Source organism: Novosphingobium sp. 550D, from assembly GCF_057401885.1.
This window is the reverse complement of the sequence record NZ_CM171613.1, coordinates 2,702,101-2,712,973: the sequence shown is the minus strand read 5'-3', so window position 1 is coordinate 2,712,973 and position 10,873 is coordinate 2,702,101. Positions and strand designations below refer to the sequence as shown.

Annotated in this window: 8 protein-coding genes; 2 read left to right on the top strand and 6 right to left on the bottom strand. The window is 60.6% G+C overall.

Annotation, left to right across the window (positions count from 1 at the left end; genetic code table 11):
* Positions 1–9: 9 nt before the first annotated feature.
* The 3 genes from AC2S2E_RS12825 to AC2S2E_RS12815 are packed head-to-tail and all read right to left on the bottom strand — an operon-like array spanning position 10 to position 5,518.
* Positions 10–1,587 (bottom strand): family 43 glycosylhydrolase, encoded by a 1,578-nt coding sequence (locus tag AC2S2E_RS12825; RefSeq protein WP_486524599.1) that lies wholly within the window; start codon positions 1,585–1,587, stop codon positions 10–12.
* A gap of 2 nt (positions 1,588–1,589) precedes the next feature.
* A complete protein-coding gene (locus AC2S2E_RS12820) occupies positions 1,590–2,597 on the bottom strand; it encodes an alpha/beta hydrolase (protein ID WP_486522595.1) in 1,008 nt (335 codons plus the stop codon).
* 41 nt (positions 2,598–2,638) lie between these two features.
* On the bottom strand, positions 2,639–5,518 hold the full coding sequence (locus tag AC2S2E_RS12815) for a TonB-dependent receptor (RefSeq protein WP_486522594.1): 2,880 nt from the start codon (positions 5,516–5,518) through the stop codon (positions 2,639–2,641).
* 373 nt (positions 5,519–5,891) lie between these two features.
* On the opposite strand from AC2S2E_RS12815, the gene AC2S2E_RS12810 reads away from it, so the two are divergent.
* Together AC2S2E_RS12810 and AC2S2E_RS12805 are read left to right on the top strand one after the other, a co-directional pair.
* On the top strand, positions 5,892–7,205 hold the full coding sequence (locus tag AC2S2E_RS12810) for a pectate lyase family protein (RefSeq protein ID WP_486524597.1): 1,314 nt from the start codon (positions 5,892–5,894) through the stop codon (positions 7,203–7,205).
* Positions 7,205–7,585 carry a cupin domain-containing protein gene (locus AC2S2E_RS12805; protein ID WP_486522593.1) on the top strand — a complete coding sequence of 127 codons (381 nt, stop codon included), beginning with the start codon at positions 7,205–7,207 and terminating at the stop codon, positions 7,583–7,585. Before AC2S2E_RS12810 ends, AC2S2E_RS12805 begins: the two co-directional genes overlap by 1 nt.
* Here the strand turns inward: AC2S2E_RS12805 and AC2S2E_RS12800 are convergent.
* The 3 genes from AC2S2E_RS12800 to kduD are packed head-to-tail and all read right to left on the bottom strand — an operon-like array spanning position 7,582 to position 10,872.
* On the bottom strand, positions 7,582–9,114 hold the full coding sequence (locus tag AC2S2E_RS12800; RefSeq protein WP_486522592.1) for a carboxylesterase/lipase family protein: 1,533 nt from the start codon (positions 9,112–9,114) through the stop codon (positions 7,582–7,584). The genes AC2S2E_RS12805 and AC2S2E_RS12800 overlap by 4 nt on opposite strands.
* Positions 9,101–10,111, bottom strand: coding sequence for a sugar kinase (locus AC2S2E_RS12795; protein WP_476107845.1), 1,011 nt, complete (start codon positions 10,109–10,111; stop codon positions 9,101–9,103). The genes AC2S2E_RS12800 and AC2S2E_RS12795 overlap by 14 nt, the downstream gene beginning before the upstream one ends.
* The gene (gene kduD / locus AC2S2E_RS12790; RefSeq protein ID WP_486522591.1) at positions 10,108–10,872 is read right to left on the bottom strand and encodes a 2-dehydro-3-deoxy-D-gluconate 5-dehydrogenase KduD; all 765 of its coding nucleotides are present in this window, start codon (positions 10,870–10,872) and stop codon (positions 10,108–10,110) included. Before kduD ends, AC2S2E_RS12795 begins: the two co-directional genes overlap by 4 nt.
* Position 10,873 lies beyond the last annotated feature (1 nt).

Here is a 10,873-nt window from a genome sequence, read left to right as displayed (position 1 = left end):
AGAGAAAGTTCAATCCTTCAATGCAGTAAAGCGGAAACCTCGAAACCGTGCTTCACCTTTTCCTGCCGCATAGAGGCCCGGTTTGAGCGCCAGAAATCCGCCCCTTACGTTGTGGTGATAGCCTGACACCTCCATCCCCCGGTCAAATCGGTGCCATGTCTGGCCTCCGTCGTGGCTGGTATGGATGGCGATGATATGGCGGCGGTTGGTGATGCGCATCCGCAGGTTTTGACCATAGGTATGGGCCGGACGCGCGCGTTCCATGCCATATTGATGGGTCACAAAACGGTCTTTGTCGAAGCCCAGCCCGGCATAGAGGCGGTCATCATAGAAAAGCACAAGACCCGCCGTTGTGCCCGGATCAATCTCGATATCGCATTCAAAACTATAGGATGTATCGCCCGCCGTCAGCAGCAAGGGCGAACCATCGACCGGGGCACTCCCCTTGGCGGTCAGATGCAATGTGCCATCAGCAACACGAACGCGGGCGGCTTCATCACGCGATGGACGGAAAAAGGTCCACTTGCTGCCCAACGCCAGCGGGCCGGAAAAATCATCGGACAACGCCATGCCGTGGGGCAGCGCCTGCCCTCCGCGCGGTTTCGGGATGGGGCGCGAAAGATCACCGCCGGTCATGCGGGGCCAGCCATCGCGGCCCCATGCCACCGGATCGAGCAGACATTGGCGCCCCAGTGTCCAGAAATTTGCGCGATAGCCATGATAGACCGCCCACCACGAACCATCGGGCGCATCGACCAGCGAGGCATGGCCCCTGCACCACCACGCTTCCTTGTCGGTAATGGTGCGGACCAAGGGATTACCGGGATGATGTTCCCACGGGCCGTGGATAGAGCGGGAACGCGCCGCGATCACCATATGGCCCGTTGGAGGTCCGGCCGTCCCGCCCACCGCCGTCAACATGTGGTAATAGTCACCATGGCGCAGGATCTTTGGCCCTTCTGGGCTGAAGCCTTCGACATCCCATGTGTCGGGATAGCGCCACGGGTCGTAAACATGCTCGGGCGTACCGGCCAATGAAAGACCATCGTCGGATAATCGAACGCGATCTCCGCCCGACAGGAACAGCCAGCGCGAGCCATCCTCGCCCACCGCATGGCATGGGTCGATGTGGCGCGGCAGACCCAGAGGGACAGGATCGCTCCACGGCCCATCGATATGATCGGCCCAGATTACGAAAGTATCGTTCTTTTCCGCCTTTACTGGGATATAGAGGAAATACCTCCCATTATGCTTGACCAAACTGACCGCCCAGACCGAGCCAATATTGCGGAACAGCGCAGGCTTTCGCGGTTGCCAGTTCACCAAATCGCGCGAGTGCCAGATGGTCAGCCCCGGATAGGCGTCAAAACTGGAGAAGGTCATGTAATAGTCTGCGCCATCGCGCAGGATAGCTGGATCGGCCCGATCACCCGACAGAATGGGGTTCAAAAACGTACCATCGCCAAGGTCTGGAACGGCCTGATTGTCGAAGCCCGAGGTCGGACTGGCCAAAGTTTCATCGGCAATCGCGGCGGCCAGAGTTGCCAGACCGCCCGCCATCAAAGCCGAGCGGCGACTTATATCCATGCTCATGCAGGTTTCACCAATCCCGTCGTTTGCGCCCAGTTCAGCCAGAGGTGGGGCCAGATCGCCACCGGTTTGCCCGCCGCATTGCGCAGGCCAAAACCATGGCCGCCCAGTTCAAAGAGATGACATTCCACCCGCGCCCCCTTCGCCTTCAACGCTTCACGCAGGGCAATTGTATTGCCGACCGGCACCGCCGGATCATCTTCGGCATGAAGCAGGAAATGTGGCGGCGGATTGGTGGGGATGCACTTGTCGGGCGAATGGGCCGTTTCCTGTTCCGACGTCGGATGGGCGCCCAGCATTTGCTGACGCGACCCGGCGTGGGCCAGCGGCGGCGTCATCGAGATCACCGGATAGATGGGCGCGGAACAGTACGGTCGAGCCGGAAGATGATCGGCGGCATCGATGGGGTCATAGACGCGCGCGTCAAAGCGCGACGACAGATCAGCGCACAGATGACCGCCCGCAGAAAATCCCATGGCGGCAACGCGGTCCGGATCAACCCCATATTCCGTGGCCCGATGGCGGATCAGTCGGATGGCACGCTGTGCATCGATCAATGATGTGTCGGGCCCGGTCGCCCAGCCTTCACCCGGCAGGCGATAGAACAGGACAAAGCAGGTAAAGCCGCGCTCCGCCAGCCAGCGGGCCATTTCATAACCTTCGCGGTCGATCACGACGCGGACATAGCCGCCGCCCGGTGTAATCAGAACCGCCGCGCCATTGGGCTTTTTGGGACGAAACACCACCATGCGTGGATGGGAAATGCCGTGGATCGCACGATCTGGTGTCGCGGGGTCTTTTGATCTTTCGACAATTTCCTGTGTGATGGGTTTTAACCGGCCCGGCCCGGTGCCACCGGGCCAGAGCGAGATGACCTCTGCCGCTTCGGGCAAAGCATCCGTCGTGTTTGGGGTGGCGGGCGAAGGAGCCATCATTCCCTCCGCCCGCCATGATGCAGCGCCGGTTGCCAGTCCGGCAAGAAGGAGCCCCCTGCGATCAAATCTCATGGAAAACCTCGTTCAAACTGGCACTTGCGCGGCATTATTCATCAATACTTGAAACGCGCACCCAACAGAATGTTGCGCCCAAAGTGATTGTTTTCATAGTTACGGTTCGCGTCCCAATCGGTGAAGCGATAGCGATAGGTGTCGAGCAGGTTGTTGCCTTCGAGCGAGACTTCGAGCGTGGGCGTGATCTTGTAACGGATCGAAGCGTCCAGGTTCGTCGTTGCGCCGTAACCTTCCAGCACATTGCCCGTGCCCGAAGCGCCTTCGTGGAAGCGACCGCGATAGGACAGCATGAGGCGGGCCGAGAACTTGCCATCGTCATAATAGACGGTGCTGTTCCAAGCGACCTTGGAAACGTTCGACAAAGTGTTGGTAACGGTCACGTTCTGGAGCGCGCCGCCTGGAACCGTTGCCGGGCCCTGAAGGTTGAAGGTCGCCTTGGAGTCGATAAACGTCGCGTTGGCCAACCAGCCCACATTGCTGAAAAAGCCATGATCCACAAAGGTGCGGAACGGCAATTGCAGCGCCAGTTCGATCCCCTGAAGCGAGGCACCCGAACCGTTAACGGTGGTCGACAGCGTCCAGATCGGCTGAAGCAGCTGATTGTTGGCCGTACCGATCGAAAGCGCGGCGGGCGAGGATGCCGACAGCGAGGAGATCGGTGCGCCCGTCTGGGCATAGGTCAGGCCGGTGATCGAACCGGACTGGGTGAACGTGCCCACTTCCTTGCGGAACAACGCAACCGAGGCCAGAGCCTGGGGCGCAAAATACCATTCGAACGACAGGTCATAATTGCGCGCACGATAGGGCTCCAGATAGGGATTGCCCGTCGTCACGCGATAGTTGAACCCGTCGGCCGAACCGCCCGGCGTCAGCGAACCCAGCGAAGGGCGCGTCATCACGTCGGCCACCGCGCCGCGCACAATGAATTTGGGCGTCACAAAGATCGCCAGATTCATCGAAGGCAGCCAGTTTTCGTAATTGCGCTTCACCGTGTTCTGCACGCCGCCGACCAGACCATAGGATGACTGATCCGTGCGGACATAGCGCGTACCGGCATTCAACGCATATTCTACGCCCAGCAGATTGCCCTTGGCATCAAACTGGACATAGCCGCCCTTGGTTTCCTCGGTAACGCCGCGAATATTGCCCGCGTCAGCAACCAAGGGGCGGCTGTAAAGCTGGGTATAGGCAGCCGCCGCCGGGATATTGGCGATGACCCACGAATTGGTCGTGCCCGCCGGCTGTCCCGCATTGCCCAGCGTGAACAGATCGGTCAGCCCGGTCGCCGGGAAACCATAAACCGCCGAAGAGCCAAACGTCGAACTGGGCGTACAAGTGATCGTGCCCGACGTGCTGGTGACAAGGCTGGTTCCGCCATTGCCGCAGACCGCCGTGTCGCGGGTGTATGACGTTACGTCATAATTGAACCGACGCCACATGCCGCCCGCCTTGATCTGGAACCCGTCGGCCACATCCCATTCGGCGCGCAGCTGGAACGTTTTGAACTTGTTCAACGTGCGCGAGGGACGGTCACGAATTTCCGAGAGCTGGAAATTGGCCGGATTGGTGACGCTGGTGCCAAAGCTCAACTTGGGGCTGGCCATGTTCGAATAATCGAAGGAATAGCCCGCCGCGTCGCGGTCGTCCAAAAGGATCGTGGTTTCCACCGGAATATTCGCGTTCGACCGCGACATGCCGCCCACGGCCGTAAAGCGCAGCTTGTCGGTAATGTCCTGATCCAACGTCAGACCGATCTGATAGAATTCGGTCGAACTTTTGCGCAGGTAATGTTCGGTGCGGACCCATGCGTCGTTCAACGTGGCCGAAACCATGTTGTTGTTGCTGTCATAGACAGGGTTCACGACGTCAATCGAACGTTCGTTGGAGCGAAGCAGCACTTCGGCCCACTTTTCCTCACGATCTTCCTTGAACCGCGAATACAGGCCGTCAAGCGAGAGCTTGGTCTTGTCGCTCGGCTCCCACTGGGCCGAAGCGGTCAGGCCCAGGCGTTCGCGGCGGTGGGTGATTTCGCCGTAACGCGGAATGCGCGGGTGGAACGAAAGCGCGGCCTGATCGCAGGCGGCCACGCGGCCATTGGTATAGGTGCCGCCGCTGTTCTGAACGCCAGTGTTGCTGGTCGCGCTGCTGTAATAACAGGGCGTGCCATTGACCGAGTCAAAGCGGGTTTGCACCCAGCGCACCGAATTGTTGCCCAATTCAAGCTGGGTCATCTTGGAATAGGCCGCCGACACCGACACGCCAAAAGTGCTGGCGTCATTTTTCCAGCTGAGCATACCGGCCAGACGCGGCCCGGCCTTTTTCGACAGGTCATTATACTGACCCACCGCCGAGAAAACGCCATGCAGGCCGGCCTTGCCCGCCAAGGGATTGCCGGTGTTAAGATCCACCACCGCGCCCAGCGACCCTTCATCAAGGCTGGCTTCGGCGGTCTTGTGGACGACAAGGCTGCTGAACAATTCAGAGGCGAAGACGTTGAAGTCAAAGGCGCGGTCGCGGTTGGCGCTGGCCCCGTCGGTCGAGGTGGCGATGGTTTCAAGGCCATTCACCCGGACGCGGGTAAATTGCGATGACAGGCCGCGAACCGTAATCGAGCGGCCTTCACCGCCGTCGCGCACGATCGAAATGCCCGGAATACGCTGAAGCGATTCGGCAAGGTTCTGATCAGGAAACTTGGCGATATCTTCAGCAACGATGGCATCGACCGCAGCCACCGAGTTCTTTTTCAGATTCAGCGCCGCTTCGAGCGAGCGACGGAAGCCCGTTACAACAATGGCTTCGGGTGACGCCGCATCGGCCGCCGGCGCGGCATTCTGCGCATAGGCTGCCGGAGCGGCGAGCGCGGTGCTGGCTGCAAGTGCCAGACGAAGGGTTGTGAGACGTGTGACGAAACGAGGCATTATAACTCCCCCTTAAACTCCCTGCGGGCGGCAAACCGCCCCAATCCTCATCAGCGCCCCAAGGGATTGCCACCGGTGTCATAAGGGGGAAAAGCGAATCGCTTTTCCGCAGCCTCTTGCATCCAGATCCCTGCCCTCTGGGGCCAATTTATTCTCTCAAGTGGTTATCGATCAACGTTTTTGACGAAGGCCGAAGGGAACCTCTTGTCCGATTTGGTAACCGGTGTCATAAGTCTTGGCACGAGGCCCCGGCCTCTGTCAAGAACCACCAACAATATGCCCCACAGGAGAGGCCCCGGTGACATTTTTGCCCACCCCCGGATTCCGTCGCGCCCGTTTCTTGCTTGCCGCTGCGCTTTTGCCGTTGGCGACCATGGCCCATGCCGAGACGCCCAATGCGCCCGTCGCAGCCAATTTTGCCCATCCCACCGACCCCACAAAGGGCGGCGCCGGCGGCCGGATCATCCGCGTGACCACGCTGGCAAAGGACGGCCCCGGTTCGTTTAAAGAGGCCATCGAAGCCAAAGGCCCACGCATCGTCGTGTTCGAGGTTGGCGGCATCATCGACATGGCCGGCACCGAAATTGTCATCAAGGAACCTTTCCTGACCATTGCGGGCCAGACCGCCCCCTCGCCCGTCACATTGATCCGCACCGGGATCGATCTGCACGGCCATGATGTCATCATCAGCCACCTTCGCGTTATGACCGGCGCCATGGGCAAGCCACATTTTTCCGATTGGGAACCCGACGCATTTTCGACTGTGGCTGCGCATAATGTGGTGGTGGAACATTGCTCCTTCCTGTGGGCCATCGACGAAAATATGTCGGCCAGCGGCCCGCGATTTAACGGCAAAACGGTTCAGGAATGGCGTGCAAATACCAGCCATGACGTGGTTTTCCGTGAGAACCTTGATGCGGAAGGCCTCGCCTTTGCCAGCCACCCCAAGGGCGAGCATTCCAAGGGTTCGCTGATCCATGACAACACGACCAACATCACCTTTTATCGCAATGTCTGGGCGCATAATGTCGAACGCGCCCCTCTTGTAAAGGGCGGTGCGCAGGTCGCGATGGTCAACAACATCATCTATAACCCCGGCCACCGCGCGGTGCATTACAACCTGATGGCGCTGGAATGGGCGGGCCATGATTATGTGACCGGCGAGATTACCGCCGTTGGCAACGTCATGCGCGGCGGCAATCAGACCGATCCGGGCCTGCCCTTCCTGATGCTGGGCGGCGACGGCGATCTGGCGTTCTATGGCAAGGACAACCGCGCCGTAGATCGTCACGGCAATCCCTTGCCCATGTTCGGCCGCTATGGCGAAACAAAGGCGAAGCTGATTACTTCGGACAAGCCTTTGGCCAAGATCGATGGCTATACCGTTTTGCCATCGGGTGATGTGGAAACCAGCGTTCTCAACACCGTCGGCGCTCGCCCATGGGATCGGGATCCGCAGGACATCCGCGTGCTGTTCTTTGTGGCCGAAGGGCGCGGCGATATCATTGATGATGAAAAGCAGGTTGGCGGCTATCCCCATGCCACGGAAAAGCGTGCGCCTTTTGTCGAGGCTGCATGGGATTTGACGACGATGACCCCCAAGAACGGCCTCTATCCCGGCCAAAAGGGTGGCGCGCAGGAAAAGTTGAGCGACCGTGACAAGGCCATGCGGCAGGGGGGCGTCTGATGCTGGCCGCGCTCTTGCTGGCCGCGGCCCCACCCATGGCGGTGATCGATGAGCGCGACGTGATGCGGCGCGAGCCCGTGCCGCACGGCGCCATCGGCATGTCAACAGCGTGGCGGATCAGCGACGCCGCACCCCAGCCGCGACGAATGGAATTCCGGCGGCGAACTTTGGATGTTGGGGCCGCTATCGGCCTCCACATCATTGCCCATGATGAGGTCTATTACGTCCTGTCGGGCCAAGGCGAAGTTGAGAGCGATGGTCAGAAAGCCCCGCTAAAGCCCGGAATGACCGCCTATCTTTATGATGGCGCCAATGTCGGCATTCGTCAGGTTGGCAAGGAACCGCTGGCGCTCGTCATCGCCTATCCGGTCAAGCCCTAGCTGCCGGGCTGCACATAGGGAGCGGTTGCCCACAAGGCCCGCTCCCACCCGCGCGGATCATTTTCAACGTGTGGTGTTTCATTCATCATCATCGTCGCGCGTTCCCGCAGGCGATAGGGCGTCCAGCTCCCCTGCCCCGTCTTGGCCATTTTCACAAAGGCCGCCTGAAGCGCATCGCGCGTCGCCCGCGCTCCGGCATCACTGCCGCTGAAACTGCCCGGCGCATCCAAAGTGCCAAAGACATAGGGAATGTCATCCGTATGCGCCGCGCCGCGCAACGGATCGACCGGCGAACGCCGTGTCAGGCAATAGACCCAGGTCTTGTCGGCATCAGCCGCCGCCCTCGCATCGGCCTCGATCACCTGACCGGGCCAACTGCGCCCGGCGGTGGTGGCGGCGTAATAGACCTGCTCTGGCGACCAATCCGGGCGATGCATGCGATATTGCGAGATCACATGATCGGGCCGCAGATCGATCTTGACCTCTGCCGCCACACGATTTGCGATATTGTCCCAAGACAGGCCGCGCAATTTTGGGCCGCGAGGATCAAGGAACGCCCGCGTTTCCTCCATCACATTGCCCAGGATCATCGGAATGTTCAGTGATTGCGGCGCAGCGTCAGGCCAGAAAGGATGGCGCGGCAGATTGGTCATGTCCAAAACCGGCCCGAAATAGACCGATCCGCCCATAATCGGGTCTGCGGCTACCAATCCCTCAACCAATTTCTCTATCGGCAAGTGTCGCAGTGCTTCAACATCGCCTTGCGCGATCTTAACACGGTCCAAGAACGCTTTGGTCCGCTCCCATGCATGGGCCGGACCGCTGGCGACAACTTGCTGGCCGCTCATGGTGGCGGCGGCATGAAACAGGCCGTTGGCGGCGGGCATGGCCATCAATGTCGCGATTTTGGCCCCTCCACCGGATTGGCCAAAGGTAAAGATACGTGAGGAATCGCCGCCAAACTTATGAATATTTGTACGAATCCATTTCAGCGCACAAATCAAGTCCAATTGACCCAAATTACCGCTGTCGGCAAATTCCACGCCCAACGGTTGCAGCCACAAATATCCCAACGCGTTCAGGCGATGGTTGACTGTGACCACCACAACATCGCCCTGCTGCGCCAAATGACCGCCATGGGTCAGAGGGTCGGTCACGCTTCCGGTCGTATAAGCCCCGCCGTGGAAGTAAACCATCACTGCCCGGCGCGCATTCGGATTGGTCTCCGGCGCCCAGATGTTTAGGAACAGGCAATCTTCAGATTGCGGTTGCTCACCCAAACCGCGTTGGGGACAAATCGGACCGAATTCTTGGGCCTTGGTTGGCTGGGTGGCGAATGGCTCCATTTGCGGCCGGGCAAACCGCGCCGCGCGTGCGTAACGAATGCCCTTGAAAGCCAAAACCGAACCATCGCGGCAACCGGAATAAAGGCCGACCTTGGGTTCGCGCGAAAGTCCCCAAGCGGGTGAAGCGACCAATGTGGCCGCTCCACCCAAGAGGTTTCTACGCGATAGATTACCTGCGAACATCGCCGGAATTGCCTGTAAACCCGTCGATTTCCGCGCGCGGCAGCCGCAGCCAGTCGCCATGCAGCGAATGTTTGAGCGCGTTCATGGCAAGGCCAAGCTGCGCCATCTTTTTGGCGTCTCCACCCTCCAGCCAGCCCGTCAGCACACCCGCGGCAAAGGCATCACCGCTGCCGACGCGATCGACGATATCGGTGATCTCGATTTCCGGCGTCTGATGCCGGTCCTCGCGCAGGTCCACGCGGGCCGAGAGGCGGTGGTGGGTCTGCGTAATCGGATGGCGCGCCGTGCTGGCCATGACCTGAAGGCCCGGAAAAGTCGCGAAGGCCGCCTCGACCGCCTCACGCCGCCGTTCTGCCCCATCGCCGGAAAAAGGCTTTTGCAACAGCAGTGTCATGTCACGGTGATTGCCGAACATGATCGTCGCCTCGGCCAGCAGTTCCAGCAGAATCTCACGCGGATTGCTGTCCCACGCGCCCCAGAGCTTTTCACGGAAATTACAGTCGAAGCTGACCGGAACGCCCGCCGCTTTGGCCGCCTTGATCCCGGCACGGGCGAGTTCGACCCCGCCCGGACCAAGCGCCGCCGTGATGCCGGAGATGTGGAACAATGCCGCCCCGTCGAGCGCGGCGGCAAAGTCAAACTCCTCCGGCACAGCGGTGGCAAAGGCCGAACCGGCGCGATCATAGGTGATGGCCGAGGGCCGCAGCGAACCGCCAACCTCAAGGAAATAGAGGCCCATACGGCCGTCTCCGCGCACGAAATGCGCAACGTCCACGCCAGCGCCTGCCAAAGCGGCACGCGCCTTGTCGCCCAGCGCATTGGCCGGAACCTTGGACACAAAGCGCGCCTGATGCCCCATCGCCACCAGCGCCACGCCGACATTGGCCTCTGCCCCGCCGATGGTCAGGTCGAGCGATTGCGCATCAGCAATCACCCGCCCCGCCGGCGTGGCGAAACGCAGCATCACCTCGCCGAAACAAACGACATGGCCGCTCATCGTGCCAGCCAGCCACCGTCAACGGCCAGAACATGGCCCTGAACATAATCGGCCGCGCTGCTCGAAAGGAACACCGCCGCGCCGCCCATATCCGCCGGACTGCCCCAGCGGCCTTCGGGGATGCGCTCCATGATCTGGCGGTTGCGCGCCTCGTCGGCCTGAAGCGCGGCCGTGTTGTTGGTGGCGATATAGCCCGGCGCGATCGCGTTGACGTTGACGCCCTTGCTCGCCCATTCGCAGGCCAGCAATTTGGTCAGCCCCGCCACGCCCGATTTGGACGCGGTGTAAGACGGCACGCGGATGCCGCCCTGAAACGACAGCATCGAGGCGATGTTGATGATCTTGCCGCGTTGGCCCGTGGTCTCATGGTTGGCGATCATGTGCCGACCGGCAGCTTGCGAAAGAAAGAACACCGATTTGAGATTGGTGTCGACCACCGCATCCCAGTCTTCCTCGGTAAAATCCACCGCGTCATTGCGGCGAATAATCCCGGCATTGTTGACCAGAATGTGCAGGCCGCCCAACTTTTCGACAGCCTGCGCCACCACATCGCCCACCGGTGCGATGGAGGAAAGATCCGCGCCGATGATCTCGGCCCGGCGCCCGGTTTCGCGCACCAGAGCGGCGGTTTCTTCGGCAGGTGTTCGCCCCACCAGTGCCACATCGGCCCCGGCCTGCGCCAAGGCCACGGCAATCCCCTGACCGATGCCCGTATTGGCACCGGTCACAACGGCCACGCGGCCGGTCAGGTCAAAGCTCATT

What these genes read in the sequence shown, in the direction of transcription:
- AC2S2E_RS12815 (WP_486522594.1), bottom strand. Translation starts at nt 5,518, where the DNA reads ATGCCTCGTTTCGTCACACGTCTCACAACCCTTCGTCTGGCACTTGCA.
- AC2S2E_RS12805 (WP_486522593.1), top strand. Translation starts at nt 7,205, where the DNA reads ATGCTGGCCGCGCTCTTGCTGGCCGCGGCCCCACCCATGGCGGTGATC.
- AC2S2E_RS12825 (WP_486524599.1), bottom strand. Translation starts at nt 1,587, where the DNA reads ATGGATATAAGTCGCCGCTCGGCTTTGATGGCGGGCGGTCTGGCAACT.
- AC2S2E_RS12810 (WP_486524597.1), top strand. Translation starts at nt 5,892, where the DNA reads ATGGCCCATGCCGAGACGCCCAATGCGCCCGTCGCAGCCAATTTTGCC.
- kduD (WP_486522591.1), bottom strand. Translation starts at nt 10,872, where the DNA reads ATGAGCTTTGACCTGACCGGCCGCGTGGCCGTTGTGACCGGTGCCAAT.
- AC2S2E_RS12800 (WP_486522592.1), bottom strand. Translation starts at nt 9,114, where the DNA reads ATGTTCGCAGGTAATCTATCGCGTAGAAACCTCTTGGGTGGAGCGGCC.
- AC2S2E_RS12820 (WP_486522595.1), bottom strand. Translation starts at nt 2,597, where the DNA reads ATGAGATTTGATCGCAGGGGGCTCCTTCTTGCCGGACTGGCAACCGGC.
- AC2S2E_RS12795 (WP_476107845.1), bottom strand. Translation starts at nt 10,111, where the DNA reads ATGAGCGGCCATGTCGTTTGTTTCGGCGAGGTGATGCTGCGTTTCGCC.